We start from the raw sequence: 25,090 nt of genomic DNA on the forward strand, positions 1-25,090 counted from the left end.
TATAATGATTCGTCGTTTGAGAAAGCTAAAAAATGTAGCAGTCGTAGTAAGCTTCTAAGTAAATAGCAAAATATATAATACTTAGAAGCGAGGAATAAAGTTATGAAGCATCCATTATTTAATCATTGGTCAGAAACAAAGTATATAAAAGATATAGTAACAAATCCACTTATTGAGGTAGGAGAGTACTCCTATTATTCGGGTTATTATGGTCATCAAAATTTTGAAGATGGCTGTGTAAGGTATTTGTGGGGGGATGCTAAGTCCCGAGCACTGTTCAATCCAATTGAACAGATGGGATGGCATCTTGATAAACTCATTATTGGGAACTATGTTTGTATTGCGAGTGGAGTAATCATTTTAATGGGTGGTAATCATAATCATCACTCAGAATGGATTACAGTATATCCATTCGCTGAGCAAATTGAATATTCATATGAACCGAAGGGTGATACAGTCATTAAAAGTGATGCTTGGATTGGAATGAATGCTATAATAATGCCTGGCGTTACAATCGGTGAAGGTGCAATCGTTGCAGCAGGATCTGTCGTAAGTAAAGATGTTCCGCCGTATACAATAGTTGGTGGAAATCCTGCTAAGGAAATAAAGAAACGATTCACTGATACAGAAATGAATATGCTAATGGAAATGCGTTGGTTTGATTGGGATAGAGAATTAGTTGAGAAGGCGATGCCGCTTTTATCTAGTTCATCTATTGAATTATTATATGATTTTTATAACAAGGAAATAAAAAATAGATAGATCTGTGAAGGAAACTACATTCTATATAGGATGTAGTTTTTTTATTATAAAAAATTAATAGTCTAGACTAAGGAAAATTCATCTCTGGTATGAGTATAGTAAATAGCTGAATTCAATAATTAAAATCCTTGATAGCTAATAAGACCAGTGTGTCTCGATATTTAATCGGGATACACTGGTTTTATTTTTTGTAAATGTGGAACAAACGCATTATTTAGATTGTCTATTCATTGTAATCCTAAAAAATATGAAATTAACGTCTTATATGTATATAGAATTTGATAAAATTGTCTATTTTTATAGTGATTATGCTAGAATAACGTTTTTTTGAGTACAAAGATATTGGAGGTAAGAGAATTGAAAGGTATGTTTTACAAAAAATTCATTGTAATCGTAACAGTGCTTACACTATTTTGTAGCATAATTGTTACATTTGAGAGCGCATCAGCGGAAACAGTTCCTGTTTTAGACGTAGAAGCAGGATCAGCAATTTTAGTAGAAGCAAATTCCGGAAAAATTTTATATGAAAAAAATGCGGATGAATCACTAGCAATTGCTAGTATGACGAAAATGATGAGTGAATACTTAGTTCATGAAGCGGTGGATAAAGGAAAACTTAAATGGGATCAAAAAGTTAAAATCTCTGAATATGCATATAAGATTTCACAAGATCGCTCATTATCAAACGTTCCATTAGAAAATGGTGGCTCTTATACAGTAAAAGAGTTATATGAGGCAATGGCAATTTACTCTGCAAATGGTGCAACAATTGCTTTAGTTGAAGAAATTGCTGGAAAAGAAGCCGATTTCGTAAAAATGATGAATGATAAGTCAAAAGAGTTTGGAATGAAAAATTATAAATTTGTAAACTCTACAGGCTTAACAAACTATGATTTAAAAGGACATCATCCAGAAGGGACAACTCCAGATGAGAAAAATAAAATGTCTGCAAGAGATTGTGCGATTTTAGCACAACGTCTCGTTCAAGATTTCCCCAAAATGTTAGATACAGCAAAAATCCCCAAAAAAACATTTCAAAAGGGTGGCAAGTATCCAATTGATATGGTGAATTTTAACATGATGTTAAAAGGTTTAATTAAGCAATACGAAGGTGTAGATGGGTTGAAAACAGGAACTACTCCAGAAGCCGGTGATTGCTTCACTGGTACAGTAGAAAGAAACGGTATGCGTCTAATCTCTGTAGTAATAAAAGCAAACTCTCATACAGCACGTTTTGATGAAACAAAGAAATTATATGATTATGGATTTGCGAATTTTGAAGTGAAGAATATCTACGGAAAAGATGCAGTAGTAAAAGGGTATGAAACTTTGCGAGTTGCAAATGCGAAAGACAAAGATGTAGTAGTTCAAACGAAGCAAGCTGTTTCACTTCCAATGTCACAGGGCAATAAAGATGTTTATAAAAAAGAATTTAAAGTATCGAATAAAGAACAAGAAGCGCCTATTAAAAAAGGTGTAACAGTAAGTAAAATGATTATCTCGCCTAAAGATAATACAGATCCTGGGTTCTTATTAGGTAAATCATTACAAATAGACCTTGTAACAAAATCTGATGTAGAACAAGCAAATTGGTTTACACGTTTTATGCGTAAAATCGGATCATTTTTTAGCGGTATGTGGGATAGTGCGGTTGATATAGTAAAAAGCTAAGTTTATAGGATGAAACTAAATATTAATCTGAAAAAAAGAGTTTCGAAGTTTTATAAATTCTTATTAGAAAAACTATTAAGGATACTGTTTTTTAGTATCAATACGAGATTCAACATAAAAAGGAGCTATCATGCTCCTTTTTATTTGAGTTTTGAATTATTTTTGTGTAGAAGCTATTAATTTTGTTTGATTTTTACAAATATAAAACTTAATGAATAAATAAGTAAAGAGCGGCACGGCTATGTTGGGTAATAAAAAATGAAATAAGGAAGGAATTCCTACGAGATGGACATAGTCAAATCCTTTTACAGAGATAAAAAGCTGATCTCCTAATGGACCTTTTGAAAAAATTTGATTGAGTGTGAAGTTCCAGCCTAAATGAAATCCAATGGGTAATAGCATTGATTTTGTTTTTTGAAAAGCATAAGCCCAGACAAGACCAGAGAATCCGGTTGCTAAAAAGATAAGAATCAATGGTATGAAACTTCCAAATAATCCATAAGAAAACCAGTGATAGATACCAAAACAAATAGCAGAAAAAGCAGCCCCTTTTTTTTCTCCAATTTTTTGCATTATTATATATAGTAATGCTCCTCTGAAAATGAATTCCTCGAAGAGAACGGATTTTATATTCCACCAAAAAACTGTGAGAAAATCCATAAATGAATAGGTTGGATTGAGTTTCCAATATTGATGTGTAATCAAGAAATCTATACTTTGTACCAACGCGCATAACATACTTGTAAATAGGAATGCGAAAATAAATTGTTTTGTTCGTTTTTTTGTTGGCAGTAAACCTAATACTGAGAGAGATTGTTTTCCGAAGATTTGAAGTGCAATCCATGACAGTATGAATAATGCCACTATCCCTATCATACATAATCTCCTTTCTGGAAAATTGATTTTTATTCTTAAAAGATTAATGAAATAGAGACATTCATTATTTGAGACTCCCATTGATTAAAGACGAGTAAAAAATCAAATTATGTTAAACCCAAAAAATATCAAGGTTTATTATATCATTAATTTATGCAAGATCTGTATGAGTATTGCCATAGATTCTACAAATGAATGGCCGATTATTATATAAACTAAATTTTCCTGTTATTGTGTCTAATAAGGGGCAAACTAATTATTGGGATATTTAATTAAGAGATTTGTAAGAATTTATATTCCTTATTATTTTGTGCATTACAATGACACTACTTTTTTCTATAGTTTCGTATCATTTAATCGAAAAGAAATGTATCAATTGGTCAAAACAAAGAACAACAAATTTTTTGAAAAAAGTATAATGCCTAGAGAGATTTTATTTCTTTAGTAAATATAATAAAATGGAATATAATTGAAATCGAAAACCACTTAGAAATAACAATTACGGTGTGAGCTATTGTATAGTATAGATATGGTTAATAATAAAGGGGGACTACATATGTGGAAGCGATTTGTAGCGATTGGTGATAGTTTTACAGAGGGTATAGGGGATGAAGTTGAGGGAATAGCATTAAAAAGCTGGGTAGATCATTTTGTTCAACTTTGTGTAAACGATATAGAATATGCTAATTTTGCAAAGCGTGGGTTAGTAACTAAAGAAATTCGCTCACAGCAATTGGAAAAGGCATTAACTTTTAAACCAGATCTGGTTAGTCTAATTGCGGGTGCAAACGATGTATTAAAAGGACGTTGGAATCATCAAGCATATAAGAATGATATGGAATGTATGATAGATAAATTAAGTAAAACAGAAGCTGATATTATTATAGCAAACCTTCCAGATTTTACAGTAAGGCTTCCTTTCGCTTCTGAAAAAAAACAAGTAATAAAGGAACAATTATTAGAGGCAAATGATGTTATACGTTCACTGAGTAGAGAGTATAAGATTCATCATGTTGACTTTTGGAGTCATCCTTTAGTTAATGACAATACGCTTTGGTCTGCGGATTTAATTCATCCAAATTCAAAGGGGTATGTAAAAGTTGCTGAATTAATTCATAGTAGTTTACCTGTGCATGACTCTTCTAAATAAGTTGTAGAATGACTAAAACTCCTGTCGCACATATTGCACAGGGGTTTTTAATACGAAAAAGAAGGATATAGGGTGCCTATAAATTATAGTTTAAATAACTTTTTATTTTTGATATTTTCTGTTGCAGAACCCTTTGTTTAAGGGTTCTTTTTTGTATCAAATATATACAAAAAAGATAGAATTGCAGAATCTAAACTAAGAGATATTTTAAATGAAATTATTAAAACAATACTAATAATAAAGTTCATTAATTATATCCGCTTCTTCTGTTTGTATGAGCTTAAAAACTTCTCTCTTCTAATCCAGCTTAATCATAAATTAAATTTTTAGTGTAAATGTGGAACAATTTCATTACTTACACTGTCTATTAAGCGTTACAACATTTTTTATCCCGCTTTAACTGGCAGTAAAGACCCCTACCTCAAATTCAGCGACAGCAAAGAAGGTAGGTGGGGAATCAACTGGCCGTAAAAGTCCGATTGGTGAAGGCTGATAATCAATGGGGGATGAACAAAACCCCCACTAATTAAAGTTTCATTTTATTTAATATATCAAGAAAGGAAAAAATATTTTTAACTAAGGGAGAAGATTGAATTGAAAAAATTATGGATGCTGCTTTTCGTTTGTTTCGCAGTTATGTTGGTAGGATGTAATAAAAACGAACCGCCAAAACAAGCATTTGAAAAATATATCAATTTATGGAACGATAAAAAATTTGCAAATATGTATGATCATTTATCAGATCATGCTAAAAAATCGATTTCTAAAAAAGAATTTACAGAAAAATATCAAAAAATCTATGAAGGTATTGGCGTTAAGAATTTAAAAGTTAAAACGAAAGGAGAGAATGCTAAAGATAAAGAACTTTTTCTTTTTGAAGTTAAGATGGATACGGATGGAGGACCAGCTTCATTTATCCATGAAGCAAAACTTGTGAAAGAAAAAGAATCTTGGAAAATAGATTGGACACCAGATTTCATTTTTCCAGGTATGAAAAAAGATTACAAAGTACGTATGCAACTAGAACAAGGAAAACGCGGAGAAATATATGATCGAAATGGAAAAGGGCTTGCAACGAATGGTAAAGCGTCTGAGGTTGGAATTATTCCAGAGAAACTAGGTGAAATGGCAGCGCAAACGAAAGAAATAGTAGCACAATTACTTGATATGTCTATAGAAGAGGTCGATCAGAAGCTCGCAGCAAAATGGATAAAACCAGATTCATTTGTACCCATTGGTATTTTAAAAGAGGGAACTAGACAGAATGATTATATTGAATTAGAAGGAGTTTCCTCTCGTCCAGTAAATATTCGTACGTATCCATTAGGAGAAGCGGCGGCACACTTAACTGGATATATAGGAAAGGTGAATGCGGAGGAGTTAAAATCGCTTCAAAAAAAAGGTTATCAAGCAGATGATTTAGTGGGTAAGACTGGTTTAGAGAAGATATTAGAGAATAAATTGCGTGGTGAAAAGGGTGGACGCGTATTTATGGAAGACGAGAACGGGAAAGAGATTAAAAACGTAGCAAAAAAAGAAGCAAAAGAAGGAGAAAATGTTACGTTAACAATTGATGCTGCAATTCAAGAAAAAATCTTTAATGAGATGAAAAATGAAGCAGGATCAAGTGCAGCGGTCAATCCTAAAACGGGTGAAACTATCGCACTTGTAAGTAGCCCTGCTTATAATCCAAATACAATAGTTAGAGGCGCATCAAAAGCCCAACGAGAAGCATGGAATAACGACTCGAAACTACCAATGATGAATCGTTTCACACAAGCATTTGTACCAGGTTCCGTATTTAAAACGATTACAGGTGCAATTGGTTTGGAAACAAACACAATAAACCCTAAGGAAGAATTTAAAATTCAAGGATTGAAGTGGACAAAGGATTCATCTTGGGGAAATTATTATGTAACACGTGTGAAGGAAGCTAGTCCAATTGATTTTGATAAGGCAATGAAGTACTCTGATAATATTTATTTTGCTCAACAAGCTTTGAAAATGGGAAAAAATCAGTATGTAAATGAATTTAAGAAATACGGATTTCATGAAAAATTACCAATCGAATACGAATTTCCTATTTCAATCATTGCAAGAGATGGGATAAAAAATGATATTCAACTAGCAGACACGGGATATGGACAAGGACAAGTATTAATGACACCACTTCATTTAGCATTAACGTATGCACCGATTGTGAATGAAGGGAATATTCCGTCGCCTTATCTTTTAAAAGAAGCAAAAGTAGCGGGGAATTGGAAAGAAAATGTGGTTTCTAAAAAGAATCAAGAGATATTAAAGAGTGCATTAATAAAAGTCATTAATGACCCTGATGGCGCGGGGAGAATTGCTAAGGTTGATGGTATAACTCTTGCTGGTAAAACCGGTACAGCAGAACTGAAGGAGTCGAAAGAAGCAGACGGAAAAGAACTTGGATGGTTTGCAGCTTTTGATGCAAATGCGCCCGACATGATCGTTACCATGATGATCGAAGATGTAAAAGGAAGAGGGGGGAGTAACGTTCCAGGCGAAAAAGTAAAACATGTTTTTCAGAAAAAATAAGTAACTATAAGGTGAAATCTTTTACTATATTCATTGTTTGCTTAACACGAAGGTATAAATTGAGCAATACAAAGAACAATTAAGTTTCGAAAAAGCATTCTCCTTAATCGAGAATGCTTTTTTGTTGTGGCTGAATAAAGATAATAACTCATCTTTGTTTTCATTTTTGAAAGGTTGGTATTGCTAATAGTAAATAGAAGAGTAAAACAAATTGAAAGGGACAAGTGATGGGAATTTTAAACTTTAACAAAACAGTTATTTAGTAAAACATAAATAGAGCACACAAATAAGTATGCTCTAAGAAAAAGGTGATACAAGTGGAGTGTTGCGTGAAATGCACAAATAATAATCAGATTTTTTTTGAGTGTATTTTTAACATTGTATGCTTTACTTGTTGTTAGGAGCCTGTCATGTAAAAGAATATATAGATGATTATTTTATGAAAGTAATTGCAGACCTTTACATTTTTAGGAGGATTTTTTTATCAAAAAAAGATGAAGAACGGAACAAATGCAACTTGTATCTTGTCTATATATTGAAACCATAATAAAAGTGAGGGCAGTTTTATCTTTATTCAAATAAGTTCGAGGTGTGGAAATGGAAGAGACGTTTATTGAAAAGTGTATTCATGATGAGCTTGACTATGTTATAAAAGACTATTGGCAAGATGTATGGAATTATTCATTTATTATTACGAAAGATCCACACTTATCAGATGATATCACGCAAGATGTGTTTATAAAGGTATTTAAAAATTGGAATTCATTTCGAAAGGAGTCATCTATTAAAACGTGGATATTAAAAATTACAAGAAATACAGCAATAAACTATTTGAAATCCTCCTATTTTAAAAGGATATCATTAGTAGGTTTTTTTAGTGACGATAAGCAATCTCCATCGGCAGAACGAGAGTTTTTTAAGCAAGAGGAAATGAATGAAGTGTGGGATTTTGTTTTAAAACTACCTAAAAAACACCGTGAAATAATTATTTTAGACGCAAAATATGAATTATCTTATGAAGAAATGGCTGAAACACTAGGGGTATCCATTGGAACTGTTAAATCTAGATTAAGCCGAGCGAGAAGTAAGGTTTCAAAATTAATAGGGGAGGGTGGTAGTGATGAACAATAAACAAAATCCTGACTGGTATAAACAATTAAAAAAAGGCCCAATGGAGAATCGTAACGATGAAGAAGAGTTTATTTTTAAAATAAAGCAGTCTATATATGAAAATAATGAAGCGGATCTTGTAAAACATAAAAGACCGTTTCGTAAAAAAGCTCTGCCTATTATAGTTGTTTTTGTTTGTACAATGTTATTTGTTATCGTTCAACAACCATGGCTTGATGATAATAAATCACCGGTCCAAAGTAGTACACAAATTAAGCCTAAAACTAAAGATGAATCTGCTCAAGATCCAACATTAAAACAATTTATGAATGAATTATATCAAAGTACAAATTCAAAAAATGAAAATGACTTGTATAGAGCGTTAAATGATGAAGTTCTATTTAAAGGGAAGAGTTATAAGAAGGATGAATTGAAATTTGATGAAGATATTTTTCATGAGTTGCAAGTTGCTCTTACCATGGGGGGAGAATTTACAAATGATACAAAGCAAGCATACAAAGTACCAAGTGGATTGACAGAAAGTAACGAACCAAAGCAAGCGCATTATATATATGCAACTGTTACTGGAAATAAAACGAAAATTTTAGCTGAACCAAAGCGAGAATCACAAGTTTTATACGAAGTATCTAATGAAATGGTAAAAGCTTGGATTCCAGAAAAAGTGCAGAATAATGGATATATAAAAGTATCGACAATTAGCGGTAATACTGGATATGTACAAAAAGAGTATGTTTTAACTGATATTAAATATTCTTTCATGTTCGAAAAGGATCATGAAGGTAAATGGAAAATAACGAATATAGATTCTATATGGTAAAGAGGAAGGTTCACTTTAATGAACCTTCCTCTATGTTTTTATTCTCTTATTGAAGAGTATTCCAGTACTCTAAAATTTCTGAGGTAACGAGAGCAGCAATATTTTTTTCTGAATTACTACCAGGAATAACGACAGAAACGGCAATTTGTGGATCTTCGGTAGGAGCATATGCAATGAAAAGAGAATGGTTTATCATTCTTTCTTGCTCATTCGGAGCACCTGTTATGCCTGTTTTACCTGCGACATGAAAGGGTAAGTTTTTAATTTCCTCTATATTTTGGCTCATTCCACCTTGCACGACACTCCAAAATTTCACCGGGTAACGATTTGAACTTTCTAAAATTGGTTTAAACTTTTTGGTTTCCTTACCATTTTGATCAATAATAGCACTTACGATTTGAGGTTTATATTTATCACCTTTACTTGCTAAAGTTGCTGCATATTGAGCAAGTTGAAGAGGAGTGTGTACTTCATTTCCTCCCCAAGAGGCATTTAATAAGGCGGAGATACCATTTTCAAACTTGTTTGTTGGATGGAATTCATATTGTCCGTCTTCTTCAAAAGGTAAATCAATCCCAGTTTTAGAACGAAGGCCGAATTGCTTTAAATACTCTGTCCATATATGTGCAACTTTTTCTATATTCCCATTATTTTGGTTGAATAAGGGTAGCGCTACTTTTGCTGTCATAAATGTGTTAGATGAATTAATGATGGCCTGCCTCGGTGTAATCTCACCTGTTGGCGTTCCAGGTGCATTCGTAATGTTATTTTGATTATCATATTGAAAAGTACCTTTATCTAAATAAGTATCTTCAGGTTGAAAAAGCTTTTCGTTTAATCCAATTAAAATAGTAAGTGGCTTTATAGTTGAGGCCATATTTACATAAGATTCACCATACTTTAATTTTTGAATTGCTTTATTTTGCGAAAGTGATTTGATGTTTTCTTTTTTAGTTGATACTTGTTCATATAATGTATTTGGATCAAACACTGCTGAATTGGCCATAGTTAAAATTGCGCCAGTTTTCACATCGGTTACCACAACATAACCAGTATTAACATCAGTTATTTTCTTGATTTGAGATCTTAATGCTTCCTCTGTTTTTTGCTGCAACTTAGAGTCTAAAGCTAGCCGGATATCTTTTCCTTTTTGTACTTTTTGCATGTTCCATAAGAACTTTTTATTATTCATTTTAAAAATAAGAGTTTTTCCGGGTTTTCCTTTTAAATCATTTTCATATTGCAGCTCAATCCCGCTTTTTCCAACGGGTACATTAAGGTCATTTTCTACATACCCAATTACCTGTGAACCAATTTCACGTTTAGGATAATATCGAATCACTTCATCTTTGATTATTACATTATTGGGTTTGTTTTTGTTTATGAATGCAAGTTCATTCTCAGTTATATCAGAGTATAACGGTATATCATTCATAGTATGCTTTTTACAAGATTGTTGTAATTGAGATTTTATGTCCTCTGTAGAAATGTCATGTTGAAACTCGCTTGAAAATTGATTGGAAAAAGCTAATGTGTTTGCTGTATCTTGTTTCGATAGCTTCTCATCATTAAAAGTACAATATAGAGACTTAACTTTCTTATTTGTAGCTAGTATTACACCATTTCGATCAAGTATTTGTCCTCTTTCGGCCGAAGAAGTTTCGATAGTAATTGAAAAGAAATGGCTTTTTAACAAAATTATTAATATCAAACCTACAATAGAAAGAATCGCTATAAATCTCCATCTTTTTATTTTTGTATGTAACATAAAACCCTCCCTTTTTAGCTTATTTCATCTTATAGTTAATTATTTTTTTTGTAAATGTGGAACAACTTTATTATTTAGGTTGTCTATTAAGTATTACAGCATGAAGAAAGGAATAATCAGTATGAAAAGTTTTTAGCAAATCTATGTGTAAGTTTTATATGGGCCAGTATATAGTTTAGCATTTCTAATGCTAGCGACAAAAAATAGAGAGAAAACAGGAAAGGAGAGTTATGAATTACGTAGCTAAACGAAAAGGGATGGGTGCTAACAAGGATTTAGCAAAAAAGTCGAAACGATATTTATAATCGGTCAACGGTATATAACATATAAGGAATTAAATGGAGGATTTATGGAAAAACAAAAAGGAAAGAACAAGACGTATATATCTATACGATTAAATATAATGTTCCTTTGCATATTTTTATTATTTTCAGCTATTATTATGCAGCTAGGAAAAGTGCAAATCGTAGAGGGAGAGGCATATAAGAATCAAGTAGAAAGTAGTCAAAATGCAACAACCAGCATTCCAGTTCCACGTGGACAAATACTAGATCGAGAAGGGAAAACAGTTGTTAATAATAAATCCCTTCGTACGATTACGTATACAAGGGTAAAGGGAATTACTAGTGAAGATATTTTAAAAACAGCAAAAGACTTGGCAAAAGTACTTGAAATGCCTGAAGAAGATATAAATAAATTAACAGATATCGATAAAAAAGATTTTTGGATGCAGTTGAATACGAAACGTGCGGAGACAATGATTACGAAAAAGGATATAGAAAAGTTTAAAGAAAAGGGAGTAGAGGGAAAAGAGTTAGATAAAAAAATAGAAGATTTAAGACGAAGTCGCGTTACAGAAGTAGAATTAGCAGAATTAACAGCACAAGATTTAAAGGTGTTAGCTATTAAAAGTAAAATGAGTTCAGGTTATCAACTAACACCACAAATTATTAAAAAAGATGTAACAGATGAAGAGTATGCGCGTATAAGTGAAAACCTTGCGAATTTTCCAGGAGTAGATGCGACGGTTGATTGGGAACGTAATTATGTAAATGGTAATTTATTTCGTTCTGTATTAGGAAATATTACGAGTAGTGAAGAAGGTCTGCCTAAAGAAAACTTAGATTCTTATTTGGTACGTGGATATAACCGTAATGATCGTGTAGGAAAAAGTTATATTGAACAACGATATGAAGACGTATTACACGGTACAAAAGAAGAAGTGAAAAACATTACTGATAAAGCAGGAAACATTATAAACACAGAAGTAATTTCTAAAGGGAAAAGTGGGAATAGTTTAACATTAACGATTGATATGGAATTACAAAAGAAAGTGGAAGAAAGTTTAGAGAAAAATTTGAGAGCTTTTAAGAGTTCAGAGCCACTATTGGACCGAGCTTTTGTTGTTATGACGAATCCGAATAACGGACAGATTTTATCTATGGCAGGCAAAAGGATAGTAGAAAAAGAAGGGGAAATGGAAATCGAGGATTTGGCATTAGGTAATATGACGACGTCATATGAACTAGGGTCAGCTGTAAAAGGTGCAACTTTATTAACTGGATATGAGACTGGGGCAATACAACCAGGAGATCAATTTTATGATGCACCGATGAAATTTAAAGGTACACAAGCTAAGAAATCGTGGAATGTATCCGGATTTGGTAATATTAATGATTTACGAGCGCTACAAGTATCTTCGAATGTATACATGTTCCAGACAGCTTTAAAAATTGCGGGCGTTAATTACGTACCAAATGGTTCATTGGATATAAAACAAGAAGCATTTGATACGATGCGCTATTATTTTAAACAATTTGGATTAGGCGTGCCAACAGGAATTGATTTACCGAATGAAATAATTGGCCAAACTAGAAAAGTAGATAGTCAGCCTGGGTTTTTACTAGATTTTTCTATCGGTCAGTATGATACGTATACGCCGTTGCAATTAGCACAATATATTTCAACGATTGCTAATGGCGGTTATAGAATGCAACCTCAAATTGTACAAGAAATACGAGAGCAATCAATAAAAGAAGAGGTTGGCAAAGTTATTCGTTCTATAGAGCCTGTCGTATTAAATCGAATTGATATGAAGACAGAACAAATTGATCGAATAAGAGAAGGCTTTAGATGGGTATTCCAAGAAGGTGATGGAACTGGTGTGAAGTATTTCAAAAATGCTCCATACAAGCCAGCAGGAAAGACGGGGACCGCTCAAACTGTATATGGTGGAGATGATCCAATTGGTAGAAATGCGAAAGGGGAACGTATGGAATGTTACAACTTAACGTTAGTTGGATATGCTCCATATGATAATCCAGAAGTAGCCTTTTCTGTAGTAGTTCCGTGGCTTCATAACGATAAAAGTGGAATTAATTCTATAATTGGAAAGGAAGTTTTAGATGTATACTTTGATTTAAAACAGCAACGTATACATGGTGAAGCTACTAATACAGGTAGTTCTAAGCAAAATTAGAGTATTTTTTTCAGGGAAGAGACCCTGTTTATATAAAGAAAACCATCTATAAGTAAAAAAATGATATGTGAAATAAGAGATAAATGCGATCATAGCTACTATCTCTTATTTTGTTAATCACTCTCATACTAGTTATAAATTTTTTAAGTTTATGGAACAAATTTGTTTCGGTGATTGTCTATTATGTGTACGTATAAATAGGTACTGAAAATTTGGAAGGAATGATGATTTTGAAAAATAAGAGGATACTAAAAATAGGAATATGTGTTGGTATATTAGGTTTAAGTCTTACAAGCCTAGAAGCTTTTACAGGAGGGTCACTGCAAGTTGAAGCGAAAGAAAAGACTGGACAAGTGAAACATAAAAATCAGGCGACACATAAAGAGTTTTCTCAACTTGAGAAAAAATTTGATGCTCGATTAGGTGTATACGCAATTGATACTGGTACAAATCAAACAATCTCTTATCGACCAAACGAAAGATTTGCCTTCGCATCAACATACAAGGCTTTAGCGGCAGGAGTATTACTACAGCAAAACTCAATTGATACATTAAATGAAGTTATCAAATTTACGAAAGAAGACTTAGTGGAATATTCACCTGTTACAGAGAAACATGTAGATACGGGAATGACACTAGGAGAAATTGCTGAGGCTGCTGTTCGTTACAGTGATAATACTGCAGGGAACATTTTATTTCATAAAATAGGCGGACCGAAAGGATATGAAAAAGCGCTTAGACAGATCGGGGATCGGGTTACTATGTCTGATCGCTTTGAAACAGAATTAAACGAGGCTATTCCAGGGGACAATCGTGACACTAGTACAGCGAAAGCAATTGCTACGAATCTTAAAGCTTTTACAGTCGGAAATGCACTTCCAGCTGAAAAACGTAAAATTCTTACAGAGTGGATGAAAGGAAATGCTACAGGGGACAAACTTATTCGGGCAGGCGTACCAACTGACTGGGTAGTTGGAGATAAATCAGGTGCTGGAAGTTATGGGACAAGAAATGATATTGCTATTGTTTGGCCTCCGAATAGAGCACCAATTATCATCGCAATTTTATCTAGTAAAGATGAGAAAGAGGCTATCTATGATAATCAACTCATTGCAGAGGCAACTGAAGTTATAGTTAAGGCTCTTAGATAATAATCTCTCAATTCTTTATGTAAAATAATGAAAAATAAGAACTTGGAAAGCGATTCTTTTTAATGTGAAAAGAATCGCTTTTTTATAAGCATGTAAACTATTTATACCTATGTAATATAAAGATATAATTAATGTAGAAAAGAGGGTGAATAGTTATGGAGAATGGCAATCAAGTCTTTTGGAGAACAGATTGTCTTATTTTGAGAAGGTTTAGTATTGATGACACTAAATACTTTCATTTTTATCGTTCTAATCCAGAAGTGGCTAAATTTCAGTCATGGGTTAATTATCAATATCATGAGGCTAAAACGTTTGTAAATGAACAAGTTAAAAATAATCCTAATCTACCAGGTACTTGGTTCCAGTTCGCAATTGCTTTGGCTGAAAATAACAAAATAATTGGAGATTGCGCACTTCACACACTTGTAAATGAACCTCGCATCGTAGAAATCGGATTTACTCTTTCTCCAGAATATCAGGGAAAAGGCTATGCAACTGAAGCTGTTTATGCCTTATTGAGTTACATATTTCATTCATTACGGAAACATAAAGTGATTGCATTTTCGGACGTTCGAAATAATAAGTCTATTTCAGTACTAGAACGAGTGGGGATGAGGAGAGAAGGTCATTTATTGCAGAATTACATGCTAAAAGGCGAGTGGATTGATGAATATCAATATTCAATATTGAATTCTGAATGGAAGGACCCTACGTAATTATAAAATTTAGAAACAAAGTATGATGGTTGTAAATTAAAATACTATAAAAATAACGTTATAAAAAAAGATCCTAGTGTGTACTAGGGTCTTTTTTATATGTTATCGATTTATTTCATCTTTTGATTCCGTATTAACAGGCAGTAAGACCCCCGCCTCAAAATTCAGCGAAAGCAAAGAAGTTAGGTGGGGGGCGGGCTGCAAGTAAAAGCCCGATTGGTGAGGGCTAATAATGAGTGAGGGATGAACAAAACCCCCATTCATTAAAGTTTCACTTTATAATAACCATATTTTACAACTTGCCTATTTTCTTCAATAGCATGTGTTCCAGCAATATCGGCAATATCAACTACAATCGTATTTTGTAAGATATTAACTACACAACCTGTTAACTGTAAGGTGGAGTTATTACGATAGGGAAATTGTACGTAGGAACCAATTGTAACGTTATTTTTTGTCTCCATATGATAAACGAATGAAGATAAAATACAAGAGTGAAAAGAGAGAATATATCGAATAAATTAACCTCGATTAAGCGTATTTTAAATAATTTTCAAACCATGAAAACATTGAAAACTAGGGTGTTTGTAAAACTTACTTATTTTATAAAAAACTTAAATAATCCTACATTATGTATCTTTTTTAAATAGAAAGAAATAATATTAATCAATGGAATTTTACTTAAGTTTTAGGTATATTATAATTGACCAAATGAGCATATTGGTCAATTGGTGTTGTTTTGGGATTTGTAAAGTAGTGCTCATTATGCTTATGGAATTGATTTCATGAACTGCGGTTTTGATATTGTGTGATAGGTAAGTGGACGGAAGTAAATTTAAACTCTTGGGAGGTAGAACAGGCAGTAGTTTCTGTGTGCGGTCTATTAACAATAATTGCATGGTGTTTAAATGGTAAAGCGGATAACGTATTTAATAGGGTAACGCATGATTAGTAGTTATAAGAATCCATACATATACCGTATACCCTTTAGGTTAAGTATAGGAAGTTATAGTTTGAGAGAAGTTACATAGTAGGTGTGACACTAAGACTAAAGAAGATGATGTAATCATGAAATGAAAAAAAGAGAAAAATGTGAGAAATGAGGAATTGAGATGGGAAGTATAAGGAATAAAAATGTTAATAAATTAAAAAGAATTTCACAAGCAATTTTGATTGTTATTGGAGCATTTATAACCGCATATGGATTAGAGGCTGTACTTATTCCTAATAATGTCTCAGATGGTGGTGTAACAGGTATAAGTATTGTTAGTTCTCAGTTATTTGGGTTACCATTAGGTCTTTTAATTGGAATTATTAATATTCCATTTGTTTGGCTAGGTTATAAACAAATCGGTAGAGGATTTGCAATTTATTCAGTAATTGGTATTGTATCACTTGCAATAGGTACTGTGGTTATGCATAATGTGCCTACAATTATTGAAGGAGATACATTGTTAGTTACAGTTGTTGGTGGTGTAATTATCGGCTTTGGTATGGGATTGGCACTTCGTAATGGCGGAGCGTTAGATGGAATTGATATGCTAGCGGTATTGTTGTCTAGAAGATTACCGTTTGGCACAAGTGATCTTATTTTGTTTTTAAATATGTTCGTATTTATTTTTGTGTCAACAGTATTCGGTCTTCAAGGTGGAATTTTATCAGCAATTGCTTACTTTATAGCTTCTAAAGTAATTCATATTATTGAAGTAGGATTAAGTGGCTCTAAAACATTTAAAATTGTTACAAAAGAACCTAAATTAATGATAGATACAATTTGGGACCGTCTTGGGAGAAATGCAATCTATAATGAAATGTATGGTGGCTTTTCGAAAGAAGCTTATAAAGAAGTTAGCTGTGTTATCAGTCGTTTAGAAGAGAATAAAATGAAGGAACTTATTCATGAAATTGATGAAAATGCTTTTGTCACTGTATATGATGTTGCGGAAGTACAAGGCGGAAACTTTAAAAAGCATGATATCCATTAAGGGTATTAATTAACTTAAATATTGTATACATAGTTGATTATTGAAAAAGATAAAACCTCACCACATATAGATAGACAACTGATATGTACTAAGATGTACAACTGCATGGTACATAGAACGAAAACTAAGATATTCATACGAACTCAAAAAGCCGAAATTCCTTAACTTGGGAATTTCGGCTTTAATGTTATATGATAGAGTTACGATTAGAACAGAACTGGGTATGTTTACTTCAACAGAGTGATATAAGTTCTTTAATTCCTGTAATTAGAAACTTGTACTTGATTATCGTAGTTAAATTGATTTCACTTTAAAAGAGAACCGTTAGATAAAAAAAGAAAAATCTATTGGAATGTTTTTGAGAATTGTAGTACTGATTAAGGTTTTAGGAGGGAATATGAGCAAGAAGATTAAAAAAAGTGTATTACTTATTGCTACGTTAGTAGGTTGTATTATCTTTTTATATTTACAGAACAATTTAATAAGTATAACTGAGGTTAAAATAACCTCTAGTAAAATACCCTCCTCTTTTAAAGGGTATAAAATTCTACAAATTTCAGACTTACACAATAAACAATTTGGCGATAATCAAGATGTGTTAATTCAAAAAATTAAAAGCATAGATCCAGATGTTATTGCGATTACTGGTGATTTAATTGACAGTAAATCATACGATGCAGAAGTTAGTATGCAATTAATACGAGAAATTGTAAAGAAGTATCCTGTATATTTTGTGACAGGAAACCATGAACAATGGTCTGGAAAGTATAACCGTTTAGAAAAAGAGTTGAAGAAATATGATGTCAATGTTTTAAGGAATGAACATGTAGGCATTCAAAAGGGTGAGCAAGAAATAAACTTGTTAGGTATTGATGATCCAGAGTTTGTTACTGGAAACCGTGATGAAGGAAATATTATAATAGATGAAATTAAAAAGGCGAAAATTGAAATGCAGCCAGATACATATAATGTATTACTATCCCATAGGCCTGAATTTTTGACAGAGTATGCTAAGGAGAAAGTAGATTTAGTGTTATCGGGTCATGCTCATGGAGGACAAGTTAGATTGCCATTTATCGGAGGATTAGTTGCTCCGAATCAAGGGATTATCCCTACATATACAGCCGGTTTATATGAAAAACAAAATACGTCTATGGTAGTGAGTAGAGGATTAGGCAATAGTATCATTCCGCAAAGAATTTTCAATAGGCCCGAACTTGTAGTCGTGCAGTTAAATTGAACTGCACGATTTTTTGTATAGAAAAATAAATAGGCCATATGTAATGTATACAAGTTAACATTACAATTTTGTTAAAAATTTTCTACGTTACATAAAGTAACAAAATTTGACCCTGAGTGTTTGTTATAGTGTAAATAATCAAAAAACTTAAAATTTGTCGAGTGAAAATTGTGATAAGTAACTCATGTAAAAAACTTAAAGGGGTGTACACATGCATAAAGAATATGAAATTGAAGAATACACGGCGATTGAGGAACAAATACATTATTATTGTAAATGTTTATTAGTAAATCATCCTGATCAAATAATAAAGTATTTAGAAAAAAGGTTAGAAAAATATGCAGAAACATTACAATATGCCCATTTATATCCTGACACAGTTATTTTACCGTTACAGCAATTAGTTATCGAATATTCTTTAGATGTTGCTAGAATTCGGAAGTATATGAATTTAAAAACGTAAAGTGAAATTTATAGTTTAAATGAAACAGAGTCGACTTTAGGAAATGAAATTCTAATGTCGACTCTGTTTCATTGTTTAATATCGTTCATTGAACATACATACTAATCAATGAAGTTTGACATATAATTAAGCAAGAGTAAAATAAAAGTGAGTACTCACTCATTTTATTGGAAAAGGAGGATGAAACGTGCAACAACCTTCAATTATTTTACGGACTGTATCAAAAAGTTTTGGGAAAAAAGAAGTGTTACACAATCTTTCATTGCAAGTTGAAAAAGCAGAGATTTTTGGTTTTGTTGGACCTTCTGGATCGGGGAAAACAACGCTCATTAAAATGATTGCAGGTATTAATGAGGCAACGAAAGGTGAAGTGCTTGTTAATAATACTAATATGCCTAATTTAAATGAAATGAAAAGAATTGGTTATATGGCCCAGGCGGATGCATTATACGAAGAATTGTCAGCATATGAAAATGCAGATTTTATTGCAACGATGTATGGATTAAAGGGAAAGCATAAAAAAGAAAGAATACAAGAGGTTTTTGATCTTGTTCAATTATCACAACATATGAGAAAGCAAGTACAGCATTTTTCAGGCGGGATGAAGAAGCGTTTATCATTAGCGATAGCACTCCTTCATGAACCTGAAATATTAATTTTAGATGAGCCAACAGTGGGGATAGATCCACTTCTTAGAAAAACGATCTGGGAAAAATTTTATGATTTGAAAAAGAAAGGCACTACCATTATTGTAACAACGCACATTATGGATGAAGCTGAGTTTTGTGAGCGTCTAGGGTTGATTAGAGAAGGAAAGCTAGTTGCGAATGGAACGCCTGAAGAATTGAAAAGGCGGGTATCATCAGGACGGATTGAAGATGTCTTTTTGTTGGAAGAGGTGGCCCTATCATGAGAGTTATTGGTGTAATCATTCGTATTATTCGCCAATTTTTTCGAGATAAGCGTTCGTTAGCGATGATGTTTGGAGCACCTATGTTATTACTTTGGTTATTGTCGCTAGTGTTTACACAAAAAGACTATGTTCCGCATATTGCAGTTGTTGATATGCCAGCTCAGGTAGTAAAAGTGATGGAAAATCAGGAAGCGACAATTTATGAATATAGTAAAGAAAAGGCAATGTCTGAGTTGGAAAAACAAAAGATAGATGCAGTAATTCGTTTAGAAAATGGAAAAATGAATATTGTATTAGAAGGTAGTGATTCGTCAAAAAATCGTGCTGTACTTCAAATATTACAAAAAAGTACAGAGAAGAACGATGTATCAATTATGAAACCTGAAGTGAATTATTTACATGGTTCTAAAGATTTTACAATGTTTGATGGGCTTGGTCCTGTATTAATCGGTTTCTTTACATTTTTCTTTGTATTCATTTTATCTGGGGTGTCTTTCGTAAGAGAACGTTTAAGTGGTACTCTAGAAAGGTTATTATCAACTCCGGTAAGAAGATGGGAAATAGTTGTAGGATATATTGTTGGTTTTGGAATCTTTGCATTTATACAATCCGTTATAATCGTAAGTTTTTCAGTTTATATTTTAGACTTGTATGTAGCTGGGTCCATATGGCTAACGCTACTTATTACATGTATGCTTTCTTTAACAGCATTAACTTTAGGGACGTTTTTATCGGCATACGCAAATAACGAATTTCAAATGATCCAGTTTATACCGCTTGTTATTGTGCCACAAATTTTCTTTTCTGGTTTGTTTCCAATTGAATCTATGAATAAGTGGCTCCAAATGTTAGGGAAATTATTTCCGCTCACATATGGCGCTGACGCAATGAGACAAGTGATGATTCGAAATCAAGGATTTACAGAGATTGCATTAGATATTACTGTATTACTACTTTTTTCTCTTTTATTTGCAATAGGAAATGTATTTGCATTAAAGAAACATCGGAAAATATAATGATGATACAAAGGGGCATTATAGATGAAGAAGGATTGGCTGGAAGAATTAATTGCCGCAACAAATACGGATAAACGAAATGAACGTCAAATGCGTATATTAGAGGCAGCTGTTGATATGTTTGGAGAAAAAGGATACGCTTCAACATCAACAAGTGAAATTGCAAAGCGTGCTGGTGTAGCGGAAGGAACAATCTTCCGCTACTATAAAACGAAAAAAGACTTATTGTTAGCAGTCGTCATGCCGACATTAACAAAGTTTGTTGCACCATTTTTCGTACAAGCCTTTGCAAAGGAAATATTTAAATCGGAATATGAATCGTATGAAGGGCTACTAAGAGTTGTTATTCATAATCGTTTTGAATTTGCAAAAAAGCACTTTCCAATGATAAAAATATTAATTCAAGAAGTGCCATTTCAGCCAGAACTGAAAAATGAAATACAACATTTAGTAGAAACAGAGTTACTTTCACATTTTAAAAAGTTAATTGTAAAATTTCAGGAGGAAGGGGAGATTATTGAAATACCCCCATCTTCTGTATTACGTCTTACTTTATCAGCTGTATTAGGATTACTATTAACACGTTTTTTATTATTGCCTGAAGAAAAATGGGCTGATGAATTGGAAATTGAAAATACGATTCAATTTATATTGTACGGATTAACGCCACGGAGGTAATGTGATGCGCCAATTTGCAAAACCGAAAATTGTTGTAAGTAAATGTTTAGAATTTGATGCATGTCGTTATAATGGTGAGATGATTCCAGATGTAACAATACGAAATATGCAGCCATTTGTTACATTTATACCTGTTTGTCCAGAAGTCGAGATCGGATTGGGCACTCCTCGTGAAACGATACGAATTGTAGAAGAAAATGGTGTGAATAAGCTTGTGCAGCCGTCGACGCGGGCAGATGTAACTGGAAAAATGGAGCAATTTTCAAAAGACTTTTTACAAACGATATCTGATGTAGATGGTTTTATTTTAAAGAATCGTTCGCCAAGTTGTGGTACGCGTGATGTGAAAATTTATTCTGGTTTTGAAAAGGCGCCAGCAAAAGGAAAGGGATCTGGCTTATTTGGCGGAGCAGTAATAAAAAAATTTCCACATCTTCCAATTGAAGAAGAAGGTAGATTGTCGAATTTTATTATTAGAGAACATTTCTTTACAAGGTTATTTACAATCGCATATTACAAAATGATTAAACATAATAAAAATATGAAAGACCTTATATCGTTTCAGTCGGACAATAAATATTTATTTATGGCATATAATCAGGTAAAACAAAAGGAATTAGGGCGTATTATTGCAAATCAAAAAAATGAAACGATTGAAGTTGTATTTGATAAGTATGAGAAGGCTTTATACGAATTATTGATGCGCACACCCCGCTATACATCGAATGTAAATGTATGTGAGCATATTTTCGGATATTTTAAAACAAAGCTGAAAAAACAAGAAAAAGATCACTTTTTAGATTTGATACAAAAGTATAAAGAAAAGAAAATCCCGCTTAGTAGTTTACTTGCAATTTTAAAATCATGGGCCCTTAGATTTGATGAAAAGTACTTATTAAGACAAACATATTTCGAACCATATCCTGAAACCTTAGTAGAGATTTCAGATTCGGGTAAAGGTAGAGATTATTAAACAATAAATTACATATTTCGACAAGAAAATTCCTATGTTGTTGTAGAACAATGTAGGAATTTTTTTGTGCATTAGTACAGAATCTGTTTTAAAATTAAGTTATGACAGAATTATAACAATTATCTAACTAAAATTCTTGTCTTTAAGTAGTAACGATTGTAGTAGAAACTCGCACGCTGTCGAAACTCAATATTCGATAAGGGGTGTGTAGCGGAATGGAATTTACTCTAACTCGCGAAAAACAAATGATTAAAGAAATGGTACGTGACTTTGCTGAAAAGGAAATCGCACCGAAAGCTGTGTATTATGACAAAACTGCGGAATTTCCATATGAAACATTTCAAAAAATGGGCGAACTTGGATTATTAGGCATCCCATTCCCTGAAGAGTATGGAGGTTCAGGTGGCGATACTGTATCGTACGCGTTAGCAGTTGAAGAAATTGGTCGTGCTTGTGGTGGTACAGGATTAAGTTACGCTGCAACAATTTCATTAGGTGCTTCTCCAATTTATTATTTCGGTACAGAAGAACAAAAACAGAAATATTTAGTTCCAATGGCGTCAGGTAAAACGTTAGGTGCTTTCGGATTAACTGAGCCGAACGCTGGATCTGATGCAGGTGGTACACAAACGAAAGCTGTATTAGATGGTGATGAATATGTAATTAGTGGTGAAAAGTGTTGGATTACAAATGCAGAGTATGCAAATACAATTATTGTAACCGCTGTCAACGGCGTTGAAGAAAATGGTAGAAAACGCATTTCGGCATTTATTGTACCGACTACAAGTGAAGGATTAACGATCACAAGTCCTTACGATAAAATGGGTGTTCGTGCTTCTAATACATGTGAAATCGTACTTGATAGTGTACGTGTACCGAAAGAAAATATTCTTGGTGATGTAAATAAAGGATTTAAACAATTCTTATATACACTTGATGGAGGACGTATTTCAATCGCAGCATTAGCAGTAGGTATTGCACAATCTGCATTTGAACGTGCACTGCAATATGCGAAAGAACGTCAACAATTCGGAAAATCAATCTCTAATTTCCAAGCGATTCAATTTAAATTAGCTGATATGGCGACTGAAGTAGAGCTAGCGCGTAATTTAGTACATAAAGCAGCTTGGTTAAAAGATAACGATAAACCTTTCGGTAAAGAAGCGGCCATGGCAAAACTTTTCGCATCTGAAGCAGCAAGCCGTATTGCAAATCATGCAGTACAAATTCACGGTGGATATGGCTATATGCGTGAATATGAAGTGGAACGACATATTCGTGATGCAAAACTATTAGAAATTGGTGAAGGAACTTCTGAAATTCAACGTCTCGTAATTGCTAGACATTTAGGATGTAGATAAAAGGGAGGAATCACTATGTTTCAAAAAATATTAATTGCTAATCGCGGGGAAATCGCAGTTCGTATTATGAAAACTTGCCAAAAACTTGGCATTCGCACTGTTGCTATTTATTCTGAGGCAGATGAAAATGCCCTTCATGTAAAAATGGCAAATGAAGCTTACTTAGTAGGTGGACCGCGTGTCCAAGAAAGCTATTTAAACCTTGAAAAAATTATTGAAATAGCTAAGAAGACAAATGCTGAAGCAATCCATCCGGGATATGGATTATTATCAGAGAATCCGTCTTTTCCGGTTCGTTGTAGAGAAGAAGGGATTGTATTTATCGGTCCATCAGAAGAAATCATTATGAAGATGGGGAGTAAAATCGAATCTCGTATTGCAATGCAAGCTGCAGATGTCCCAGTAGTTCCAGGTATTACTACAAATATTGAAACTGCTGAAGAAGCAATTGAAATTGCTAGACAGATTGGTTATCCATTAATGTTGAAGGCATCCGCAGGCGGCGGAGGCATTGGAATGCAGTTGATGGAAACTGAGCAAACGCTCACCAAAGCATTTGAAAGTAACAAAACAAGAGCGCAAAACTTCTTCGGTAACGGAGAAATGTATTTAGAGCGCTATATTGCAGATGCACACCATATTGAAATTCAGCTTTTAGCAGATACACATGGTAACACAGTGTATTTATGGGAGCGTGAATGTTCAGTACAGCGTCGAAATCAGAAAGTGATTGAAGAAGCACCTTCACCATTTTTAGATGAAGGTACACGAAAAGCGATGGGTGAAGTCGCTGTACAAGCTGCCAAAGCTCTTGGATATACAAATGCTGGTACAGTTGAGTTTCTAGTTGATGATCAGAAAAATTTCTATTTCTTAGAGATGAATACGAGATTACAAGTAGAGCATCCAGTTACAGAAGAAATTACTGGTTTAGATCTTGTAGAACAACAACTTCTAATTGCATGTGGTGAGAAATTATCGTTTACACAAGATGATGTAAAACGTAGTGGTCATGCCATCGAGGCACGTATTTATGCAGAAGATCCGAAAACATTCTTCCCATCACCTGGGAAAATTACAAATTTAACGCTGCCAACAAACGTTCGTATTGATCACTTTTTAGAGAATCAAGTAACGATTACACCTTTCTATGATCCAATGATTGCGAAAGTCATTGCTCATGGTGAAACTCGTGAAGAAGCAATTTCGAAATTACATGATGCTTTAGAAGAATTAAAAGTAGAAGGTATTAAAACGAACACGCCAATGCTAATTCAAGTATTGGAAGATGATGTGTTCAAAAGTGGTATTTATACAACAGGTTTTGTAACGAAACAACTTGTTAAAAAATAAGGTTTAACAATATTAAGGGGGA

21 protein-coding genes and 2 pseudogenes are annotated in these 25,090 nt (G+C 33.2%); 19 read left to right on the top strand and 4 right to left on the bottom strand.

Annotation, left to right across the window (positions count from 1 at the left end; genetic code table 11):
* The first annotated feature begins 102 nt into the window (after positions 1-102).
* Together ACHZK0_RS11920 and ACHZK0_RS11925 are read left to right on the top strand one after the other, a co-directional pair.
* Positions 103-762, top strand: a complete 660-nt coding sequence (locus tag ACHZK0_RS11920; protein ID WP_270344362.1) for a CatB-related O-acetyltransferase — start codon at positions 103-105, stop codon at positions 760-762.
* Between the two features lie 357 nt (positions 763-1,119).
* A complete protein-coding gene (locus ACHZK0_RS11925) occupies positions 1,120-2,433 on the top strand; it encodes a D-alanyl-D-alanine carboxypeptidase family protein (protein ID WP_395761594.1) in 1,314 nt (437 codons plus the stop codon).
* A gap of 156 nt (positions 2,434-2,589) precedes the next feature.
* Here the strand turns inward: ACHZK0_RS11925 and ACHZK0_RS11930 are convergent, their stop codons facing one another.
* A complete protein-coding gene (locus ACHZK0_RS11930; protein ID WP_395761595.1) occupies positions 2,590-3,309 on the bottom strand; it encodes a CPBP family intramembrane glutamic endopeptidase in 720 nt (239 codons plus the stop codon).
* 296 nt (positions 3,310-3,605) lie between these two features.
* On the opposite strand from ACHZK0_RS11930, the pseudogene ACHZK0_RS11935 reads away from it, so the two are divergent.
* The 5 genes and pseudogenes from ACHZK0_RS11935 to ACHZK0_RS11955 all read left to right on the top strand — a co-directional run.
* Positions 3,606-3,728: pseudogene (locus ACHZK0_RS11935) on the top strand (acyltransferase); the annotation flags it as partial.
* A 110-nt stretch (positions 3,729-3,838) separates the two neighbouring features.
* Complete coding sequence (locus tag ACHZK0_RS11940; RefSeq protein ID WP_270343906.1) at positions 3,839-4,459, top strand: SGNH/GDSL hydrolase family protein; 621 nt, start codon at positions 3,839-3,841, stop codon at positions 4,457-4,459.
* 594 nt (positions 4,460-5,053) lie between these two features.
* Positions 5,054-7,024: a penicillin-binding transpeptidase domain-containing protein gene (locus tag ACHZK0_RS11945; protein ID WP_395761596.1), complete on the top strand. Its 1,971-nt coding sequence runs from the start codon at positions 5,054-5,056 to the stop codon at positions 7,022-7,024.
* A 597-nt stretch (positions 7,025-7,621) separates the two neighbouring features.
* Complete coding sequence (locus ACHZK0_RS11950; protein ID WP_395761597.1) at positions 7,622-8,155, top strand: RNA polymerase sigma factor; 534 nt, start codon at positions 7,622-7,624, stop codon at positions 8,153-8,155.
* Positions 8,145-8,972, top strand: a complete 828-nt coding sequence (locus tag ACHZK0_RS11955; RefSeq protein WP_061680420.1) for a hypothetical protein — start codon at positions 8,145-8,147, stop codon at positions 8,970-8,972. The genes ACHZK0_RS11950 and ACHZK0_RS11955 overlap by 11 nt, the downstream gene beginning before the upstream one ends.
* 46 nt (positions 8,973-9,018) lie before the next feature.
* Here the strand turns inward: ACHZK0_RS11955 and ACHZK0_RS11960 are convergent, their stop codons facing one another.
* Positions 9,019-10,740 (bottom strand): peptidoglycan D,D-transpeptidase FtsI family protein, encoded by a 1,722-nt coding sequence (locus ACHZK0_RS11960; protein WP_395761598.1) that lies wholly within the window; start codon positions 10,738-10,740, stop codon positions 9,019-9,021.
* A gap of 349 nt (positions 10,741-11,089) precedes the next feature.
* Here ACHZK0_RS11960 and ACHZK0_RS11965 point away from each other — a divergent pair, with 349 nt between their 5' ends.
* Both ACHZK0_RS11965 and bla read left to right on the top strand, forming a co-directional pair.
* The gene (locus tag ACHZK0_RS11965) at positions 11,090-13,219 is read left to right on the top strand and encodes a peptidoglycan D,D-transpeptidase FtsI family protein (protein ID WP_395761599.1); all 2,130 of its coding nucleotides are present in this window, start codon (positions 11,090-11,092) and stop codon (positions 13,217-13,219) included.
* A 224-nt stretch (positions 13,220-13,443) separates the two neighbouring features.
* Complete coding sequence (gene bla / locus ACHZK0_RS11970) at positions 13,444-14,370, top strand: class A beta-lactamase Bla1 (protein ID WP_270343915.1); 927 nt, start codon at positions 13,444-13,446, stop codon at positions 14,368-14,370.
* 7 nt (positions 14,371-14,377) lie between these two features.
* On the opposite strand, the pseudogene ACHZK0_RS11975 reads toward bla, so the two are convergent.
* A pseudogene (locus ACHZK0_RS11975) lies at positions 14,378-14,452 on the bottom strand (undecaprenyl-diphosphatase); the annotation flags it as partial.
* 73 nt (positions 14,453-14,525) lie between these two features.
* On the opposite strand from ACHZK0_RS11975, the gene ACHZK0_RS11980 reads away from it, so the two are divergent.
* On the top strand, positions 14,526-15,086 hold the full coding sequence (locus tag ACHZK0_RS11980; RefSeq protein ID WP_270608236.1) for a GNAT family N-acetyltransferase: 561 nt from the start codon (positions 14,526-14,528) through the stop codon (positions 15,084-15,086).
* 263 nt (positions 15,087-15,349) lie between these two features.
* Here ACHZK0_RS11980 and ACHZK0_RS11985 read toward each other — a convergent pair whose 3' ends face one another.
* Complete coding sequence (locus tag ACHZK0_RS11985) at positions 15,350-15,550, bottom strand: DUF2187 domain-containing protein (protein ID WP_080117184.1); 201 nt, start codon at positions 15,548-15,550, stop codon at positions 15,350-15,352.
* Between the two features lie 648 nt (positions 15,551-16,198).
* Between ACHZK0_RS11985 and ACHZK0_RS11990 the strand changes: the two genes are divergently transcribed.
* The 9 genes from ACHZK0_RS11990 to ACHZK0_RS12030 all read left to right on the top strand — a co-directional run bounded on the left by ACHZK0_RS11990 (position 16,199) and on the right by ACHZK0_RS12030 (position 25,068).
* Positions 16,199-17,071, top strand: a complete 873-nt coding sequence (locus ACHZK0_RS11990) for a YitT family protein (protein ID WP_016081573.1) — start codon at positions 16,199-16,201, stop codon at positions 17,069-17,071.
* A gap of 397 nt (positions 17,072-17,468) precedes the next feature.
* Positions 17,469-18,311, top strand: a complete 843-nt coding sequence (locus tag ACHZK0_RS11995) for a metallophosphoesterase (protein WP_395761600.1) — start codon at positions 17,469-17,471, stop codon at positions 18,309-18,311.
* Between the two features lie 211 nt (positions 18,312-18,522).
* Complete coding sequence (locus tag ACHZK0_RS12000) at positions 18,523-18,774, top strand: hypothetical protein (protein ID WP_262742986.1); 252 nt, start codon at positions 18,523-18,525, stop codon at positions 18,772-18,774.
* A gap of 187 nt (positions 18,775-18,961) precedes the next feature.
* Positions 18,962-19,687: an ABC transporter ATP-binding protein gene (locus tag ACHZK0_RS12005; RefSeq protein WP_262742987.1), complete on the top strand. Its 726-nt coding sequence runs from the start codon at positions 18,962-18,964 to the stop codon at positions 19,685-19,687.
* Positions 19,684-20,703, top strand: coding sequence for an ABC transporter permease (locus tag ACHZK0_RS12010; protein ID WP_262742988.1), 1,020 nt, complete (start codon positions 19,684-19,686; stop codon positions 20,701-20,703). Before ACHZK0_RS12005 ends, ACHZK0_RS12010 begins: the two co-directional genes overlap by 4 nt.
* A gap of 24 nt (positions 20,704-20,727) precedes the next feature.
* On the top strand, positions 20,728-21,381 hold the full coding sequence (locus ACHZK0_RS12015; protein WP_262742989.1) for a TetR/AcrR family transcriptional regulator: 654 nt from the start codon (positions 20,728-20,730) through the stop codon (positions 21,379-21,381).
* A gap of 4 nt (positions 21,382-21,385) precedes the next feature.
* On the top strand, positions 21,386-22,354 hold the full coding sequence (locus ACHZK0_RS12020) for a YbgA family protein (RefSeq protein WP_262742990.1): 969 nt from the start codon (positions 21,386-21,388) through the stop codon (positions 22,352-22,354).
* Positions 22,355-22,569: 215 nt separating this feature from the next.
* Entirely contained in the window at positions 22,570-23,715 is a 1,146-nt protein-coding gene (locus ACHZK0_RS12025) for an acyl-CoA dehydrogenase (protein WP_270607706.1), read from the top strand.
* Between the two features lie 15 nt (positions 23,716-23,730).
* The gene (locus tag ACHZK0_RS12030; protein WP_262742992.1) at positions 23,731-25,068 is read left to right on the top strand and encodes an acetyl-CoA carboxylase biotin carboxylase subunit; all 1,338 of its coding nucleotides are present in this window, start codon (positions 23,731-23,733) and stop codon (positions 25,066-25,068) included.
* Positions 25,069-25,090: the final 22 nt, after the last annotated feature.

It is taken from the genome of Bacillus sp. 3G2 (assembly GCF_044324725.1).
GTDB classification, from domain to species: domain Bacteria; phylum Bacillota; class Bacilli; order Bacillales; family Bacillaceae_G; genus Bacillus_A; species Bacillus_A mobilis.